The 17239-nt window shown below is 75.1% G+C and carries 14 protein-coding genes; 9 read left to right on the forward strand and 5 right to left on the reverse strand.

All coding sequences use genetic code 11. From position 1 onward, the window contains the following. Nucleotides 1–47: 47 nt before the first annotated feature. Nucleotides 48–1712: a hypothetical protein gene (locus tag GA0070603_RS27955; RefSeq protein WP_091319917.1), complete on the reverse strand. Its 1665-nt coding sequence runs from the start codon at nucleotides 1710–1712 to the stop codon at nucleotides 48–50. Between the two features lie 45 nt (nucleotides 1713–1757). On the opposite strand from GA0070603_RS27955, the gene mptB (GA0070603_RS27960) reads away from it, so the two are divergent. From mptB (GA0070603_RS27960) to GA0070603_RS27980, 5 genes are all read left to right on the forward strand, one after another. Then, the gene (mptB, locus tag GA0070603_RS27960; protein WP_208862955.1) at nucleotides 1758–3173 is read left to right on the forward strand and encodes a polyprenol phosphomannose-dependent alpha 1,6 mannosyltransferase MptB; all 1416 of its coding nucleotides are present in this window, start codon (nucleotides 1758–1760) and stop codon (nucleotides 3171–3173) included. Between the two features lie 12 nt (nucleotides 3174–3185). Further along, nucleotides 3186–4664, forward strand: coding sequence for a polyprenol phosphomannose-dependent alpha 1,6 mannosyltransferase MptB (mptB, locus tag GA0070603_RS27965; RefSeq protein WP_091322367.1), 1479 nt, complete (start codon nucleotides 3186–3188; stop codon nucleotides 4662–4664). A 76-nt stretch (nucleotides 4665–4740) separates the two neighbouring features. Further along, on the forward strand, nucleotides 4741–5085 hold the full coding sequence (locus tag GA0070603_RS27970) for an ArsR/SmtB family transcription factor (protein ID WP_091319919.1): 345 nt from the start codon (nucleotides 4741–4743) through the stop codon (nucleotides 5083–5085). 14 nt (nucleotides 5086–5099) lie between these two features. After that, entirely contained in the window at nucleotides 5100–5564 is a 465-nt protein-coding gene (locus GA0070603_RS27975; RefSeq protein WP_167544594.1) for an SRPBCC family protein, read from the forward strand. Nucleotides 5565–5716: 152 nt separating this feature from the next. Continuing rightward, nucleotides 5717–6013: a GYD domain-containing protein gene (locus GA0070603_RS27980; protein WP_091319928.1), complete on the forward strand. Its 297-nt coding sequence runs from the start codon at nucleotides 5717–5719 to the stop codon at nucleotides 6011–6013. A gap of 141 nt (nucleotides 6014–6154) precedes the next feature. Here GA0070603_RS27980 and glnA read toward each other — a convergent pair whose 3' ends face one another. After that, nucleotides 6155–7579, reverse strand: a complete 1425-nt coding sequence (glnA, locus tag GA0070603_RS27985) for a type I glutamate--ammonia ligase (protein WP_091319930.1) — start codon at nucleotides 7577–7579, stop codon at nucleotides 6155–6157. Between the two features lie 299 nt (nucleotides 7580–7878). On the opposite strand from glnA, the gene GA0070603_RS27990 reads away from it, so the two are divergent. Then, nucleotides 7879–8289 (forward strand): RDD family protein, encoded by a 411-nt coding sequence (locus GA0070603_RS27990; protein WP_208862956.1) that lies wholly within the window; start codon nucleotides 7879–7881, stop codon nucleotides 8287–8289. 66 nt (nucleotides 8290–8355) lie between these two features. Here GA0070603_RS27990 and GA0070603_RS27995 read toward each other — a convergent pair whose 3' ends face one another. Continuing rightward, nucleotides 8356–9045: a DUF4191 domain-containing protein gene (locus GA0070603_RS27995; RefSeq protein ID WP_091319932.1), complete on the reverse strand. Its 690-nt coding sequence runs from the start codon at nucleotides 9043–9045 to the stop codon at nucleotides 8356–8358. A gap of 211 nt (nucleotides 9046–9256) precedes the next feature. Here GA0070603_RS27995 and GA0070603_RS31630 point away from each other — a divergent pair, with 211 nt between their 5' ends. Both GA0070603_RS31630 and GA0070603_RS28000 read left to right on the forward strand, forming a co-directional pair. Beyond that, nucleotides 9257–9427 carry a hypothetical protein gene (locus GA0070603_RS31630; protein ID WP_167544595.1) on the forward strand — a complete coding sequence of 57 codons (171 nt, stop codon included), beginning with the start codon at nucleotides 9257–9259 and terminating at the stop codon, nucleotides 9425–9427. 122 nt (nucleotides 9428–9549) lie between these two features. Further along, nucleotides 9550–12585, forward strand: coding sequence for a helix-turn-helix transcriptional regulator (locus GA0070603_RS28000; RefSeq protein ID WP_244282627.1), 3036 nt, complete (start codon nucleotides 9550–9552; stop codon nucleotides 12583–12585). On the opposite strand, the gene GA0070603_RS28005 is transcribed toward GA0070603_RS28000, so the two are convergent. Both GA0070603_RS28005 and lipA read right to left on the reverse strand, forming a co-directional pair. Further along, nucleotides 12567–14447, reverse strand: coding sequence for a DUF423 domain-containing protein (locus GA0070603_RS28005; RefSeq protein ID WP_167544596.1), 1881 nt, complete (start codon nucleotides 14445–14447; stop codon nucleotides 12567–12569). The two genes, GA0070603_RS28000 and GA0070603_RS28005, sit on opposite strands and share 19 nt — an antisense overlap. Before the next feature lie 60 nt (nucleotides 14448–14507). Further along, the gene (gene lipA / locus GA0070603_RS28010; protein ID WP_091319935.1) at nucleotides 14508–15497 is read right to left on the reverse strand and encodes a lipoyl synthase; all 990 of its coding nucleotides are present in this window, start codon (nucleotides 15495–15497) and stop codon (nucleotides 14508–14510) included. A 413-nt stretch (nucleotides 15498–15910) separates the two neighbouring features. On the opposite strand from lipA, the gene aspS reads away from it, so the two are divergent. Further along, entirely contained in the window at nucleotides 15911–17197 is a 1287-nt protein-coding gene (gene aspS / locus GA0070603_RS28015) for an aspartate--tRNA(Asn) ligase (protein WP_091319938.1), read from the forward strand. Nucleotides 17198–17239: the final 42 nt, after the last annotated feature.

The following is a 17239-nucleotide window of genomic DNA, read 5'->3' on the forward strand; positions in this document are numbered from 1 at the left end:
GCCTGGCTCGCCGCCGCGTCCCGGCCGCGCCACGCCGGGCGTCCGGGTCAGCCGCCGAGGGTGTACGTGCCGGCGCGCGGGACCGTCACGGTCGTCCACTCGCCGTCGGGGGCGAGCGTGGCCCCGCCCGTGACGCTCAGCCAGCGGTCGTGGCGGACCCGTACCGGCACCGGGCCCGGACCGGGGGCGCGGAAGGTCACCGTGGCGGCGTCCTGGCGGACCAGCTCGCCGGGTACGCCGACCAGCGGGGTCGGGTCGCTGACCGCGTAGAGCCGCCAGTGCGGGCCGGACCAGACCTCCGGGAGGTACGGCAGGCCGGCCCGGACCAGTTCCGCCTCCGGCCGCCCCACCCAGGACAGCTCCACGTCGGGCACGGCGACGTACTGCACGGCGTTCTCCGCGAGCCAGGCCCGGTAGGTGTCCGCGGTCAGCGGGACGCCGGTGCCGGACGCGCCGGGAACGGTGGTGAAGAAGAGCGGGTTGCGGGCGATGTCGGCCTGGCGCAGCCAGCCCCGGGCCAGCGGCGCCTCGCCGAGGTGCGCGGCCTCCCAGTAGTTGCGGGTCGGCGGCACCTCCACCCGCCCGGTCAGCCCGCGCCGGTCCAGTTCGGCGCGCAGTGGCGCGAAGTACGCCGGGTCGGCCGTGGGATCGTCCCGGCTGGCCAGGTCGGCGGTGACCACGGGCGGCTGCCACCAGCAGACCGCCGCCAGCAACGCGCCCAGCGCGACGGCCGTCACCGCCCGCCGCCGTGCCGACCGCGTCGGCCCCGGGCCGTCCGCCGACCCGGATTCACCTGCCGGCCCCGGGTCGACCGTCGGCGCGGCGGGGTGGCGTCCGGGCCGGCGGTCGGTCAGCCGGCGGGGGAGCGTCGCGGCGGCGGCCAGCACGGGCAGCGCGAACATCACCACCAGCCGGGTCGCGTTGAGCCCCACCGGCGTGTGCAGCAGCGCCGCGGCCAGCACCCCGCCCGCCGACAGCAGCGCACCGGCCCGCACCGGCCGGTACGCCACCAGCGCCGCCACCAGCAGGCTGGTCACCACGGCGTGCAGGGTGTCGGCGCGGCTGATGTTCATCCAGCCGCCCTCGCCGAAGAGCAGCCCGGTCACCGCGAGGGGCGCGGCGGCGGGCACGGCGAGCAGCAGGCCGTCGGCGTACCGGCGGGTGAGCAGCAGCGCGGCGCCGGCCAGACCGACGAAGAGGCCGGCCACCGGGCTGGCCGCGGAGGCGAGCAGGGCGGCCAGGCCGGCGAGCACCGCGCGCGACCACCGGGCGCGGCCGGTGGCCCCGGCGGGCAGGGTCAGGGCGAGCAGCGCGGTCAGGCCGAAGGCGACGCCGAGGGCGTACGTCACCCGGCCGGAGACGAGGTTGCCGGCGATGGTGAGCACCCCGACCAGGCCGCCCAGCAGCGGCCGGGGCACCCGGGTCCGGACCAGCAGGGCCGCGAACGCGGCGGCCGAGGCCAGCAGGGCGAGCGCGCCGGTGGGGCGGACCCCGAGCAGGGCCATCAGCGGCGGCGAGACCAGGCTGTAGCCCCACGGGTGGACCCCGCCGTACCAGCGCAGGTCGACCAGGGCAGCCCCGTGGTCGGCGAAGAAGCCGGCCCGGGCCACCTGGGCGGACAGGTCCGAGCCGGTGGCCGGCAGGGTGAGATAGAGCACGGCGAGGACCAGCGCGGACGCGGCGCACACCGCCACCACCCGACCGCCCCGCATGCCCACCTCCTGATCGCGACCCACCGTACTGGCAGCATGTCCGGCGTGCCTCACCACCTCTCGCGCTGGATCGGCCTGGCGGGCTCGGTGCTGCTCGCCGTGGCCGCCTACCTCGGCGGCGCGCTGCCGCACGCTGACCTGCGCCCCACCCCGGTCAGCATCTGGCAGGGCCCGAACGGGCCCCTGGTCATCGGCCTCTGGCTGGTCGGCACCGCCCTGCTGGCCTGGGCCTGGTGGTCGTTGCGCGACAGCGCGCCGTCGACCCGCTGGGTGCTCGTCACGGTCGCGCTCTGGCTGCTGCCGATGCTTGTCACCCCACCCCTGGGCAGCCGGGACGCGTACGCCTACGCCTGCCAGGGCGCCAGTTACTCCGCCGGGATCAACCCGTACGAGCAGGGCGTGGCCGCGCTGCCCTGCCCCTGGCTGGACACCATCTCCTACATCTGGCGGGACACCCCGGCGCCGTACGGGCCGCTGTTCGTGGTGCTCTCCGGGGCGGTCGTCTCGGCCGCCGGGTCGCTGGCCGGCAGCGTGGCGCTGTTCCGGCTGCTCGCCGTGGCCGGGGTGGCGCTGACCGCGTGGGCCCTCCCGGTGCTGGCCCGCCGCTGCGGGGTGCCGCCGCAGCGCGCGCTCTGGCTGGCACTGGCCTGCCCGCTGGTCCCCGTGCACCTCGTCTCCGGGGCACACAACGACGCGCTCATGGTGGGCCTGCTGACCGCCGGGCTGGCCGTGGTGGCGGCCCGGCCGGGCCGGCCGCTGCCGCTGCTCGCCGGTGGGCTGCTGCTCGGCCTGGCCGCCGCCGTCAAGGTCACCGCGCTGGTCGTGGTGCCGTTCGCCGCGCTGGCCGCGATCGCCGGGCCGTACCGGGTCCGGGCGCTGGCCCGCGACGGCGCGTGGGTGGTCGGCGCGGCGGTGACCGCCGTGGTCGCCGTGACCCTCGCGGCGGGCCTCGACTTCGGCTTCATCAGTGGGCTGGAGCAGGGCGGGCTGGTCGTGGCGTGGACGTCGCCGCCCACCGCGGTCGGGCAGACCGCCGGGTACGTCGCGGCGCTCTTCGGGGCGCACATCGACGCGCTGCCGGTCACCCGGGGGATCGCCGTGGTGGTGCTGGTGGCGGTGCTGGTCTGGCTCTGGTTCCGGGCGCTGCGCCGCGGGGAACCCTTCTGGCACGCCGGCCTGGCGCTGACCGCGACGGTCGCGCTCTCGCCGCTGTTCCACCCCTGGTACTGGATGTGGCCCCTCACCGTGCTCGCCGCCACCGCCCGCCGCACCGGCTGGTTCTCGCTCGTCGCGCTCGTGTCGTCGTTCCTGGTCCTGGCCGACGGCACCGGCCTGCCCCGCTGGACGAAGATGCCCGGCGCGCCCCTCATGACGCTGTTGGTGATCGTCGTGGTGGTCCGGTTGGTACGTTCGGCTCGGGCGGCCCGCCGGCCGGTCCCCGCCGACCGAGGAGCCGACTGAGGAGAGGTGCCGGTGAGCGAGCCCGGCGCGGTGCCCGACGGACCGGTCCGCCCGGTGGCCGCCGCGCTCGCCCGGTACGCCGGACTCGCCGGCGCCGCGCTGCTGGCCGTCGCCGGTTGGCTCGGCGGCGCGCTCCCCGACACCCCGGCCGTGACCAGCCTCGGCGACGCCTGGCGGGCCCCGCACGGCCCGGCGGTGCTGGGCTGCTGGCTGGTCGGCACGGTGCTGCTGGTCGGGGCCTGGTGGTCGCTGCGCTGGGGCGCCCCGTCGGGCCGGTGGGCGTACCTGACCGCCGGGCTCTGGGCGCTGCCGCTGCTGGCCGCGCCGCCGCTGGGCAGCCGGGACGTCTACTCGTACGCGTGCCAGGGCTGGTCCTGGACGCACGGCGCCGACCCCTACCGGGTCGGGGTGGTGGCCGCTGGCTGCCCGTGGGCGGACAGCGTGTCGCCGATCTGGCGGGACACCCCGGCGCCGTACGGCCCGTTCTTCGTGCTGCTGGCCGGCGTGGCCGTGCTGCTCGGCGGCGGCCTGGTCGGCGCGATCGTGCTGCTGCGGGTGGTGGCCGTGGCCGGGGTGCTGCTGGCCGCGTTCTGCCTGCCGGGGCTGGCCCGGGCCGTCGGGGTGCCGGCCCGGCGGGCCGTGTGGCTGGCGCTCGCCTGCCCGCTGGTCGGGGTGCACCTGGTGGCCGGCGCCCACAACGACGCGGTCGGCCTGGGGCTGCTGCTGTCCGGCCTGCTCCTGCTGGTCCGCCGGCCCGGCCGGCCGCGGGCGCTTGTCGTCGCCGGGTTGCTGCTCGGGCTGGCCGTGGCGGTGAAGGCCGTCGCCGTGGTGGTGCTCCCGTTCGCGGCGCTGGCCGCCGTGTCGGGCCGCCACACCTGGCGTGCGCTGCTGCGCGACGGCGGCCGGCTGGCCGGGGGAGTGCTGGCCGCGCTCGTGGTCACCAGCCTGGCCACCGGGCTCGGGCCGGGCTGGGTACGCGGCGTGGCCCGCAGCGGTGACTCGGAGCAGTGGACGTCGCCGCCGACCGCGGTGGGGCTCGTTGTCGACTACGCGGGCGCCCTCGTCGGCCGGGAGCCGGACGCCGTGCCGGTGGTCCGGGCGGTCGCGCTGGCCGTGCTCGCGGTGCTGCTCGTGGTCCTCTGGTGGCGGGCCTGGACGGCGCTGCGCCGGCCGGGTGACGTCCGGCAGGGGACGGCCCGGCAGCGGGTGGCCCTGGCCGGGGCCGGCCTGGCGCTGGCCGCCACCGTGCTGCTCGCCCCGGTCTTCCACCCCTGGTACGCGACCTGGCCCCTCGCCCTGCTCGCCGTGGCGACGGTCGCGGTGGCCCGGACGGTGTGGTTCGTGGCCCCCTGCGCGGTGGCCTCGGTGCTCACCCTGCCCGACGGCACGAACCTGGCCCGGTTCACCAAGGCGCCGGGGGCGGTCCTCATGACCGCGCTCGTGGTGGCGGTCGTGGTGGTGGCCGTGCTCCGGGTCCGCCGCGCCCGCTGAACACCGGAAGTGGTTGACGGGGGTCGCTCCGGCCTCTATGTTTAACGCATCCGTTAATTAACGAGGTGGTTAAGCAGTGGCCGAGGATCGTCTCAGCGTCATCTTCGCGGCGCTGGCCGACCCGACCCGGCGGGCGATCCTCGCCCGGCTCGCGGAGGGGGACGCCACCGTCTCCGAGCTGGCCGAGCCGTTCGCGATCAGCCTCCCGGCGATCTCCCGGCACCTCAAGGTGCTGGAGCACGCCGGGCTGATCACCCGGAGCCGGAGCGCCCAGTGGCGGTCCAGCAGCCTCAACCCGGAGCCGTTGCGCGAGGCGACGGCCTGGATGGAGACCTACCGGCGGTTCTGGGACGCGAACTTCGACCGGCTCGACGCGCACCTCCGGCGGATCCAGGCGCAGACCGAGCGGAAAGACCGATGAGAGAGGACAGCAGCATGACCGACACGCAGGCGACCCAGGAGCTCGTCATCACCCGGGTCTTCGACGCCCCGCGCGAGCTGGTCTGGCGCGCGTTCACCGACCCGGACCAGTTCGCCGAGTGGTTCGCCCCGGTCGGCTGGTCGGTGCCGCGGGACACCGTCGACATGGACGTCCGGGTCGGCGGCCACCAGCGCTTCGTCATGGTCAACGACGAGGACCCGACCATGACCTCGCCGGCCGACGGCATCTTCAGCGAGGTGGTCGAGCACGAGCTGCTGGTGGGCCACGAGGAGGCGCACGGCGTGCCGGGGGTGCCCGACGGCACCCGGTTCACCCTCCGGCTGGAGTTCCACGCCGAGTCCGGCGACCGGACCCGGCTGGTGCTCCGCCAGGGCCCGTTCGCGCCGGAGATGCGGTCCGGCGCGGAGCAGGGCTGGGGCAGCTCCTTCACGAAGCTGGACGCGCTGCTCGCCCGCTGAGGGCCGACGCGTGAAACCGGCCGGGCCGGCCCCGCTGTCGCGGAGCCGGCCCGGGCGAGCTCCGCGCCTGCTGGTGCGCCTTTGATGCGGATTCGGGACGTTATGCCCAGAAGCAACCTTACGATGAGGTCTCTTCATGGAGGTGAAGGACCATGCCGACGTATGTCGCGTTGCTGAACTGGACCGATCAAGGGGTCCGCGCCTACAAGGACACTCCGAAGCGCGCCGAGGCCTTCGCCGCAGCGACCCGGAATGTCGGAGCGAATCTCCTGAACATCTACTGGACGTTCGGTCCGTACGACGTCGTGGCCATCGTCGAGGCGCCCGACGACGAGACCGCCGGGGCGGCGCTTCTGCAGCTCGGCGGGGCGGGCAACGTCCGTACCACCACCATGCGGGCCTTCGGTCAGGACGAGATGGAACGCATCATCGGCAAGACCACCGGCTGAGGCCGTCCGGACAGCTGCGGCCGAGCGACGACGGGCCGCCGATCGCTCGTACGTAGCGGCGATCGACGGCCCGTCGAAGGTGTCCAGGTTGTAGCCAGGGTGCGCGCAGGGCACATGATCCCTGGTCAGCGGGTTGTCAGCTCAGCAGTCGAAGTACATGGCGAACTCGTGCGGGGTCGGGCGCAGGCGCACCGGGTCGACCTCGTTGGCCCGCTTCCACGACACCCAGGTGGAGATCAGGTCCGGCGTGAAGACGCCGCCGTCGAGCAGGTAGTCGTGGTCGGCCTCGAGCGCGTCGAGCACCTCCGGCAGCGAGCCCGGCACCTGCTTGACGTCGCCCCACTCCTCCGGCGGCAGGTCGTACAGGTCCTTGTCGATCGGCGCCGGCGGCTCGATCTTGTTCTTGATGCCGTCCAGGCCGGCCATCATCATCGCCGAGAAGGCGAGGTACGGGTTGCTGGACGGGTCCGGCACCCGGAACTCGACCCGCTTGGCCTTCGGGTTGTTGCCGGTGACCGGGATCCGGGTGCAGGCGGAGCGGTTGCGCTGCGAGTAGACCAGGTTGACCGGCGCCTCGAAGCCCGGCACCAGGCGACGGTAGGAGTTGACCGTCGGGTTGGTGAAGGCCAGCAGCGACGGCGCGTGGTGCAGCAGGCCGCCGATGTACCAGCGGGCGTTGTCGGACAGGCCGGCGTAGCCGGTCTCGTCGTAGAACAGCGGCTCGCCGTTCAGCCACAGGCTCTGGTGGGTGTGCATGCCCGAGCCGTTGTCGCCGAAGAGCGGCTTCGGCATGAAGGTGGCGGTCTTGCCGTTCGCCCACGCCTCGTTCTTCACGATGTACTTGAAGAGCTGGAGCTGGTCGGCCGAGTGCAGCAGCGTGGAGAACCGGTAGTTGATCTCCGACTGGCCGGCGGTGCCGACCTCGTGGTGCGACCGCTCCACGGTGAAGCCGGTGTCGACCAGGCGGCGGACGATGCTGTCGCGCAGGTCGGCGTAGTGGTCGACCGGCGGCACCGGGAAGTAGCCGCCCTTGTACGCGGTCTTGTAACCGCGGTTGCCGCCCTCCTCCTCCCGGCCGGAGTTCCAGGCGCCCTCGATCGAGTCGATGTAGTAGAACGACTGGTGGGCCGAGGTCTCGTGGCGGATCGAGTCGAAGATGTAGAACTCCGCCTCGGCGCCGAAGTAGGCGGTGTCGGCGATGCCGCTCGCCGCGAGGAACGCCTCGGCCTTCTTCGCCACGTTCCGCGGGTCCCGGGAGTACGCCTCACGGGTGAACGGGTCGTGGATGAAGAAGTTCAGCGCGAGGGTCTTCTGCGCGCGGAACGGGTCGATGAAGGCGGTCGCGACGTCCGGCAGCAGGAGCATGTCCGACTCGTGGATCGCCTGGAAGCCACGGATCGACGAACCGTCGAACGCGAGGCCGTCGGTGAAGAGGCTGTCGTCGACGGACTCGACCGGCAGGTTGAAGTGCTGCATCACGCCGGGCAGGTCACAGAAACGTACGTCGACGAACTTCACGCCCTCGTTCTTGAGGTATCGCAGGAGTTCCTCGGGATTGGCGAACACACGTCCTCCTGGCAGGTCCACTCCGGTGGCTGGCTACCTGACGAAGCTATGGCGGTGGGGTTGCCCGGCCGTGTCTCCTCTGTTTCCGCCGTGTTACGTCCCTCGCGCAGCGTCATCCCGGCCGCTCAGCCGCCGCCGGCTCTCCGTTCGGACGATACCCGCTGCGCCGGTCTGTCGCTGATTGATGGCTTTGGTCCTGTTTCCCGGCCCGTGCCGAACCGCGCACCCCGCAGTGACCGGCACCCCTGCCCGCCGCGGCGCTCCCGGCCCCGGGTCGGCCGCTGGCTACCCTGACCGCTGTGACCGATACCGCCGCCGTGCCGGTGCCGCCCGCCACGGACCCGACCTTCACGCCCCCGAGCCTCGGCCGCCGCTTCGGCGCCCTGGTCATCGACTGGGTGCTCTGCCTGCTGATCGCCAACATCTTCGCCGACCCGGTCCGCGACGGCTGGCCCCCGGTCCTGGTGCTGATCCTGGAGTACGGCTTCTTCCTCGGCCTCTTCGCCCAGACCCCCGGCATGTACGTGACCCGGATCCGCTGCCTGTCCTGGGCCGACGGCGGCCGGATCGGGCTGTTCCGGGGGCTGCTGCGCGGCGTGCTGCTGGCCCTCGTGGTGCCCGCCCTGATCATGGACGGGCACCGGCGCGGCCTCCACGACCGGCTCACCGGGTCGGTCATCGCCGACGCCCCCCGCCCCGCCCGCCGCTGAGCCCCGGCCACACGACGAAGGAGCCGGCCCCGCGCGGGTCCGGCTCCTTCTCGCGTACGACGGGGGTCAGCGACCCCGGGTCTGGCGGAACGCGCCGCGCGGCGGCCGCATGTTCTTCGGGATGGCGCCCTTGGGCATCTGCGGGCGGGCGGTGAGCGCCTTGAGCCGCTTGTCGAGGGCGTTGACGTCCTTCGGGGCGAGGCTGCGGGGCAGCCGCATCAGCGTCATCCGCAGCTTGCGGATCGGCAGCTCACCCTCGCCCTGACCGATCACGTAGTCGTGCAGCGGCGCGGAGCCGATCACCTTGGCGAGCCGGCGCTTCTCCTGGCCGAGCAGGCCGCGCACCCGCTGCGGGTTGCCCTCGGCCAGCAGGATCACGCCCGGCCGGCCGATCACCAGGTGCACCATGTCCATCTGCGTGGTGGAGCTGACCGCCGGGGTGACCCGCCAGTCGCCGCGCATGCTCTCCATGATCTGGGCCGCCGCGCCGGGCTGCCCCTCGGCGGCGTTCATCATCGCCTTGTTGGACCGCAGGTTGAGCACGATCAGCACGGCGAGCAGGGCGAACAGGATGCCGATGGGCAGCCAGATCCAACTCCAGAGAAGCACCGCGACCACGGTGAGCGCGAGCGGGATCAGCACCGCCGCCGCGGTCAGCGGCGCGAACCACCGGTCCTGCTTGGCGGTGAACTGGAACACCATCCCGATCTGCTTCAGCCGCTGGCCGAACGAGACCTTCTCCTGGGGCTTTGCCATGCCGCAGAGTCTAGTGGTCGCCGCACGACCCGTTGATCCGTGGCCGCCCCTCCGCCGCGCGGCTGAGTACCTTACGTCCGGGTGGGGCCGCTGAGGCCCCCGGGTAAGGAGGGGGAACGGCCGAAGATCAGGCGACGCACCCATGCCCCGGGGGCACCTTCGCGCGGAAAGTCGATGTCGACAGGGAAACACCGCACGAAGGAGAACCGAGATGTTCGGCAACGACGCAGACCTGCTCCTCAGCATCCACCGCAGCCACGCCTCCGAGCTCCAGGCCGACGCGGCCCGCGACCGGCTCGCCCGGTCCCTGCCCCGCCGCCACTCGCGGAGCTGGCTGAGCCGCCGGCAGCACACCGCCCGCGCCACCGACGCCCGCCGGTGACCGCCCCGGCGCTGCCCGCGCAAGCGGACGCCGGGCCGGCCGTCACGGGGGCGGCCGGACCGGCGGGGAACCGGCCGGTCGGCGGGGACGGCGTGGGCCTGCGCCATGGCATGCTCGACGGCGTGACCGCACGCGCCGCCAGCACCGTCCTCGTCGGCCGCCAGCCCGAACTGGCGGGGCTGCGCGAGGCGCTCGGCCGGGCCCGGGCGGGCGACCCGGTCACCGTCCTGGTGGGCGGCGAGGCCGGGGTGGGCAAGACCCGCCTGCTGGAGGAGTTCGGCGCGTACGCCACCGGGGCCGGCGCGCGGCTGCTGATCGGCCAGTGCCTGGAACTCGGCGAGGCCGGCCTGCCCTTCGCCCCGTTCGCCGCCGCGCTGCGCGACGTGCTGCGCCACGACGGCCCGGCCGCCTTCGCCGGCTACGAGGCGGAGTTCGCCCGGCTGCTGCCCGAGCTGGCCCGGGTGCCGGCCGGCGCCGCCGCGCCCACCGGGATGCCCGTCTCCGACACCCCGCGCGGCTACCTGTTCGACCTGGTCGCCGACCTGTTCCGGCGGATCGCCGAGGAGCGGCCCCTGGTGCTGCTGATCGAGGACCTGCACTGGGCCGACCGCTCCACCCGTGACCTCATCGACTTCCTGGTCCGGGCCGCCCGGGCCACGCGCCTGCTCCTGGTCTGCACCTACCGCACCGACGAGCTGCACCGCGGCCACCCGCTACGCTCCTTCCTTGCCGAGCTGGACCGGGCCCGGGGCGTGGACCGGATCGAGCTGGGCCGGCTGGACCGGGACGGCACGGCCGCCATCCTCGCCGACCTGCTCGGCGCCGAGCCGGCCGCCCGCGCCGTCGACGACGTGCACGGGCGTACCCAGGGCAACCCGTTCTTCATCGAGGAGCTTGCCGCGGCCGGCGACCCGGTCGGCTGCGCGGTGCTGCCGGAGACGCTGCGCGACCTCCTGCTGGCCCGGGTGGACCGGCTGCCCGAGCCGGCCCAGCGGGTGCTGCGGATCGCCGCCGCCGGCGGCACCCGCTTCGCCCACCAGCTCCTCGCCGAGGTGGCCGGCCTGCCCGAGGCCGAGCTGGAGGACGCGCTGCGCGCCGCCGTGGCCGGCCAGCTCGTGGTGGCCGACCCGGACGGCGACTACGAGTTCCGGCACGCGCTGTTCCGCGAGGCCGTCCACGACGACCTGCTCCCCGGCGAGCACGCCCGGCTGCACGCCCGGTACGCCGCCGCGATCGAGGCGCAGCCGCACCTGGTGGCCGCCGGTCGCGCCCCGGCCGAGATCGCCCACCACTGGTACGCCGCCCACGACCACCCGCGCGCCCTCGTCGCCGCCCGGGCGGCCGCCGCTGCCGCAGCCGACCGCTACGCGTACGCCGAGCAGAGCCGGCTGCTGGAGCGGGTCCTGGAACTCTGGGAGCTGGTGCCCGACGCCCCCGACCGGCTCGGCATGGACCACCTGCGGCTGCTGGAGGAGACCGTCGCCGCGGCCAACACCGCCGGCGACCTCAGCCGGGCGCTGACCCTCACCCGGGCCGCCCTGGCCGAGGTGGATTCCGCCGCCGAGCCGCTGCGCGCCGCCCGCCTGCTCGACCAGCGCGGCCGGCTGCTCGCCCTGCTCGGCAAGAGCGACGGCGCGGCCGAGCTGGGTGAGGCGTACCGGCTGGCGGCCGGGGTGCCGGAGGGACCGGAGCGGGTCGGCCTGCTCTCCGACATCGCGGCACACCTGATGAAGGTCGATCCGGCACAGGCCGCCGCGGTGGCGGCCGAGGCGACGGTCGGCGCGGAGGCGGTCGGCGCGGACCTGGCCCTCCTGCCCACCCGGATCGCCATGCTGTGCCGCACCCAGGGCATCCCCGACCTCGGGCTGGCCGAGTTGCGCCGGGCCGAGGCGCTGGCGCGGGCCGCCGACGACGCCCGGGCGCTGGTCAGCGCCCTGGTCTACCTCTCCGACGTGCTCTACGAGCTGGGCCGGTACGCCGAGTCCGAGGAGGCCGCAGCGGCCGGGGTGAGTGAGGCGCGCCGGGTGGGCATCAGCCGCTCGATCGGGGCGTACCTGCTGTCGAACCGGGCCGAGGCGCTGATCGCGCTGGGCCGCTGGGACGAAGCCGATGCGGCCTGCGCGGAGGCGGCCCGGATCGACCCGCCGGGCGTCTCCGGGCTGCACTGGCTCCAGCTCCGGGCCGGGCTGCGGCTGGCCCGCGCGCACCCCGCCGCCGACGAGCTGGTCGGCCGGGCGCTGGCCTTCCTGGCCCGGCCCTACCTCTGGCCGAACCACCGGCTGCCGCTACGCGAACTGCGCATCGAGGCCGCTCTGGCGGCGGACGACAAGGTGGCCGCGCTCGCCGCGAGCCGGGCCGCCCTGGCCGACGAGCGCCTCGCCGACCTGCCCCGGGAGGGCTGGCCGGTGCTCAGCGCGGTGGCCCGCGCCGCGGCGCTGGTCGGCGACTCCGGGCTGGCCGCCGAGGCGTCCGCCGTCTCCGCCGTGCTGCCGGCCCGCTACCCGGCGGAGCTGGCACACGCCGCCCAGGTCACCGCGATCCTCACCGGCGTCGAATTCGACGCCGACGCTCCCGGCGCTCCGGTGGGGCGGCCTGGCGCTCCGGCCGAGCAGGCCGGTGCGGCGGTCGAGGGCAGTGGGGTGGCGGTCGAGCGTCGCGGGACGGCCCAGCGGCCGGGCGCGGCGTTGCCGGCGTGGCGGGAGGCCGTGGCGCGGTGGCGGGCGGTGGGGCAGCCCTACCCGCTGGGCCGGGCGCTGCTCGCCCTGGCCGAGGCCGCTGCGGCGGCCGGCGAGCGGGACGAGGTGGCCGGTGCGGTTCGCGAGGCCGCCGAGATCGCCTCCCGGCTCGGCGCCGCCCCGCTGGGCGAGCAGGCCGCCACCCTGGCCCGGCGGGTCGGGCTGCGCGGCGCCGGCCGCCCCGGCCCGGACCTGCTGACCAGCCGGGAGCAGGAGGTGCTGCGGCTGGTCGCCGAGGGGCACAGCAACAGCCGGATCGCCGAGCGGCTCTTCATCTCGCCGAAGACAGCGAGCGTGCACGTGTCCCGGATCATCGCCAAGCTGGACGTGACCAACCGGGTGGAGGCCGCCGCGCTGGCCCACCGCCTCGGCCTGCTCGACCCCACGCCGCCCGCCACCCCCGCTCAGCGGCGGGGCAGGTAGATCCGCCAGCCCGGGACCTCGACCAGCCTGAGCGTGCCCGGGCCGGGCCCGAGCCGCGCGTCCAGGCGGGCGGCCAGCGGCGACCCGGCCGGGGCGACCCAGGCGGCGTCGGGGTCGGCGTCCACCGCCCGCCGGTACGCGGGCAGCCGGTCGAACCCGGGGCGCAGCTCGTCGTCGACCACCGCGCAGCGCACGTCCTCGCCGCTGGCGAAGGTGAGCCGGTTGCAGGTCCAGTAGCCGGCGCGCACGTGCCGCACGCCCAGCGCGCCGAGGGTGTCGACGAGCGCCCGGTGCCGGTCGGCCTCCGCGTGGGTGGCCGGCACACCACCGATGGCGCCCGCCGTGGCGACCGCCCCGGTGCCGAGCATCCCCGCCAGCACGGCGACCGCCACACCCCCGGCCGCCAAGGTCCGCATCCGGCCGCCCGACTCGCGGTGGATCAGCTCCAGCCCGCCGATCTGGCGTGCTCCTGGGTGGTCGGATCCCGTCAGCTCACTGACCTGGCGCACACCCGGAAGCTCGGGCCCCGCCGCCTCGTCCCGGTGGCGAGGGGAGGGCCAGAGGCCGGCTCGGCGGGCGGCGGTCCAGAGGGGCCAGAGCAGGGCCGGCGTGGCGACCGCCAGCACCGACAGGTACCGGGCGCTCTCGACCGGGGTCCGCCCGGCCGCGCTGCTCGCCGTGTAGGCCGCGAGCACCGCCGCCGCCCCGGCGAGCAGCGCGAGTCGCACGGCAGCCGACACCCGCCGCCCCGTCGCGCCGGCGGGATCGTCGCCGGATCTTGGAAAGTTGTCGTTCGCAGCGAACGGAAAGTGTCCAAGATCTGCGGGTGGAAGGGGGCGGCGGAGGGTGCGCCAGGCGGTGATCGCCGCGAGGAGCAGCAGGACGACGAATGCCGGCGCCCACCAGAGTTGCCAGCCGGCGCAGTGGCCGGGGGAGCAGAAGCCCATGGCCATGGGTGGGCCGAGCACCAGGCCGCCGTACAGCCGCTCGCTCCAGGTCGCCGCCGTATCGGCGCCGCTGGCGGTCAGCACGGCGGCGAGCGGGTCGCGGCCGTGCCGGAGGCTGTCCAGCAGCATCGGCGCCGCGCCCAGCAGGAGCCCCGCCGCCAGGACGGCGCCGGCCCGGCCGATCAGCTCCCGCCGCCGGCGCCCCGCCAGCACCGCCCCGAGCGCCAGCACGAACGGCAGGATCAGCGGATCGGCCCAGAGCAGCAGGCCGGAGACGAGCCCCCAGCCCGCCCAGCGGGGCAGCCGCACCGCCGCCCCGGCCGCCGCCGCCCCGGCCGCCGCCGCCCCGGCCGCCGCCGCCCGACAGGGCAGCCGCGATCCCGGCACGCCGGCGCACAGTGACACGGTGAGCAGGGCCAGCGCCACCCCGGCCGGATTCAGCTCGGGGTAGCCGCCCCCGGCGATGAGCTGGTTCTTCACCACCCGGTCGGAGCCGAGCGCGAGGAAGCCGACCACGAGCAGGGCGAACCACCGGTCGCCGCCGAGCCGGCGGGTGAGCCGCCAGGACAGGGCGAGGAAGAGGGCGTACAGCGCCAGGGTGGGCAGGCGCAGGACGAGCACCGACGGCCCGGCCAGGGCGACGAGCGGCGCGGCGAGGTACGCCTCCAGCGTGCCCATGTACGCCTGCCCGTAGAACCAGACCGGGAAGTCCTCGCCACGGGCGATGTGCAGGGCGGCCAGCCCCATCGTCGCCTCGTCGCTGTTGGTGGGCGGCGCGTCGGCGAGCAGCAGTGCCAGCCGGTAGCCGACCGCGGCCAGCCCGACCAGCAGGGCGAGCAGTGCCGGCAGCCGGGTACGCCGGGGCGTACGCGGGCGGGTGGCCTCGCGCGGCTCCTGGCGTACCCCGGCGGTCATCCCTGGGATCATGGCATCCGGCGGGTGGCCGGCGGTGGGTGACGCGGTCGACGGCCGGCCTCAGCCGGCGGCGACGACCTCGTCGCGGGCGGCGAGCGCCTGCTGGTAGAGCCGCCCGGCCCGGTACGACGAGCGCACCAGCGGGCCGCTCATCACGCCGGCGAAGCCGATCTCCTCGGCCTCCTCGCGCAGCTCGACGAACTCCTCCGGCTTGACCCAGCGGGTGACCGGGTGGTGCCGGGGGGAGGGGCGCAGGTACTGGGTGATGGTGATCAGCTCGCAGCCGGCGTCGTGCAGGTCGCGCAGCGCCTGGGAGACCTCGGCCCGCTCCTCGCCCATGCCGAGGATGAGGTTGCTCTTGGTGACCAGGCCGTCGGCGCGCGCCTGGCGGATCACGTCGAGGGAGCGCTCGTAGCGGAACGCGGGGCGGATCCGCTTGAAGATCCGCGGCACCGTCTCGACGTTGTGCGCGAGCACCTCGGGCCGGGACCCGAAGACCTCGGCGAGCTGCTCGGGCACCGCGTTGAAGTCGGGGATCAGCAGCTCGACGCCGCAGCCGGACTGGAGGGCGTGGATCTGCCGGACGGTCTCGGCGTAGAGCCAGGCGCCGCCGTCGGGCAGGTCGTCGCGGGCCACGCCGGTGATGGTGGCGTAGCGCAGGCCCATCGCGGCGACGGACTCGGCGACCCGGCGGGGCTCGTCGGCGTCGAACTCGGCGGGCTTGCCGGTGTCGATCTGGCAGAAGTCGCAGCGCCGGGTGCACTGGTCGCCGCCGATGAGGAAGGTGGCCTCCCGGTCCTCCCAGCACTCGTAGATGTTGGGACAGCCGGCCTCCTGGCACACGGTGTGCAGCCCCTCGCGCGAGACGAGCCCGCGCAGCTGGGTGTACTCCGGGCCCATCTTGGCCTTGACCTTGATCCACGGCGGCTTGCGCTCGATCGGCGTCTCGGCGTTGCGCGCCTCGATCCGCAGCATGCGCCGCCCCTCGGGGGCGACGGTTGCGGTGCGCGCGGCCTGCTCAGTCGTCGGCGCGGAGTGCTCGATCGTCACAAGGCCGAGCGTACGCCGGTCGGTGGCCGTCGATGGACCTCGGGCGACCGCCGTCACGCCCGGAACCATGTGACACCGGACACCAGCCACCAGAAATCCCCGTCACACGGGCCGGGGACGGGTGCTAGCGTGCCGGGCAGAGCTGCGACGGAGCCGAGTAGCGCGCCGACCCGCCAGCGCAGAGAGCCGCCGGTTGCTGAGAGGCGGTCTGGCGCCGGTGCGTGAAGACCCTCCTGAGCTGCGGGAAGAACGGCGGCCTGGCTGCTCAGTAGACCCCGCCCGGCTGGCCCCGGTGAAAAGGCGACGAACGAGGCTCCCGCTTCGCGGGAGCGAAGGTGTGGTGGCACCGCGAGGCTCCCGCTCGCCCACACCTCCCGGGGATCGCGTTGCGATTGACCAAGGAGGTAACCGCCGTGCAACGCATCCTGTCCTCCCAGCTCACCCACCATGTCGGCGCGACCGTGCGGATCGCCGGCTGGGTGCACCGCCGCCGGCTGCTCAAGTCGGTGGCCTTCCTCATCGTCCGGGACGCCGCCGGCCTGGCCCAGGTGGTGGTCACCGACCCCGCCGTGCGCGCGGCCGTCGAGTCGCTGCCCGAGGAGACCGTCGTCGAGGTGGTCGGCACGGTGGTCGCGAACGCCACCGCGCCCGCCGGGGTCGAGCTGGCCGAGCCGACGGTACGCCCACTCGGCCCGCCCGCCGTCCCGCCGCCGTTCGACCTGTACCGGCCGGCCCTCACCGCCACCCTGCCCACCCAGCTCGACCACGCGCCAACCGCGCTGCGCCACCCGACCCGGTCGGCGGCGCTGCGGATCTCGGCGGCGGCGGTGGCCGGCTTCCGGGCCGCCCTGGACGCCCGCGGGTTCGTGGAGATCCACACCCCGAAGGTGGTCGCCTCGTCCACCGAGAGCGGGGCGAACGTGTTCGCGCTGGACTGGTTCGGCCGGCCCGCGTACCTGGCCCAGTCGCCGCAGTTCTACAAGCAGCTCATGGTCGGCGTCTTCGAGCGGGTGTACGAGGTCGGGCCCGTGTTCCGCGCCGAGCCGCACGACACCGTCCGGCACCTGGCCCAGTACACCTCGCTCGACGTCGAGCTGGGCTTCGTGGCCGACCACCGGGACGTGATGGCCGTGCTGCGGGAGACCCTGGCCGGGATGCTGGCCGAGGTCGCGGCACGGGCCGGCGGTGCGCTCGCCACGCTCGGGCTGACCCTGCCGGAGGTGCCCGCCGAGATCCCGGCCGTGCACTTCACCGAGGCGCTGAAGATCGCCGGGGCGCCGGCCGACGAGCCGGACCTCGCCCCGGCCCACGAGCGGGCGCTGGGGGAGTGGGCGCTGCGCGAACACGGCTCGGACTTCCTGTTCGTCACCGGGTACCCGATGGCGAAGCGACCGTTCTACACCCACCCGGACCCGGCCCGGCCGACCCACTCCAACGGCTTCGACCTGCTGTTCCGGGGGATGGAGCTGGTCACCGGCGGGCAGCGGCTGCACCGGCACGAGGACTACCTGGCCGCCCTGGCGGCCCGCGGCGAGCCGGTCGAGCCGTACGCCGGGTACGTGGACGCGTTCCGGCACGGCATGCCGCCGCACGGGGGCTTCGCCATCGGGCTGGAACGCTTCGTGGCCCGGCTCACCGGCGCGGCCAACGTCCGCGAGGTGACCGCCTTCCCGCGCGACCTGCACCGCCTCACGCCCTGACGAGAAAGGGGCCCCGGTCGACCGGGGCCCCTTCCACGCAAG

Origin of the sequence: Micromonospora chersina (genome assembly GCF_900091475.1) — a bacterium.
Classification (GTDB): Bacteria; Actinomycetota; Actinomycetes; order Mycobacteriales; family Micromonosporaceae; genus Micromonospora; species Micromonospora chersina.

What these genes read in the sequence shown, in the direction of transcription:
- GA0070603_RS27995 (WP_091319932.1), bottom strand. Translation starts at nt 9,045, where the DNA reads ATGGCAAAGCCCCAGGAGAAGGTCTCGTTCGGCCAGCGGCTGAAGCAG.
- GA0070603_RS27975 (WP_167544594.1), top strand. Translation starts at nt 5,100, where the DNA reads ATGACCGACACGCAGGCGACCCAGGAGCTCGTCATCACCCGGGTCTTC.
- GA0070603_RS31630 (WP_167544595.1), top strand. Translation starts at nt 9,257, where the DNA reads ATGTTCGGCAACGACGCAGACCTGCTCCTCAGCATCCACCGCAGCCAC.
- GA0070603_RS27980 (WP_091319928.1), top strand. Translation starts at nt 5,717, where the DNA reads ATGCCGACGTATGTCGCGTTGCTGAACTGGACCGATCAAGGGGTCCGC.
- GA0070603_RS28005 (WP_167544596.1), bottom strand. Translation starts at nt 14,447, where the DNA reads ATGACCGCCGGGGTACGCCAGGAGCCGCGCGAGGCCACCCGCCCGCGT.
- GA0070603_RS27955 (WP_091319917.1), bottom strand. Translation starts at nt 1,712, where the DNA reads ATGCGGGGCGGTCGGGTGGTGGCGGTGTGCGCCGCGTCCGCGCTGGTC.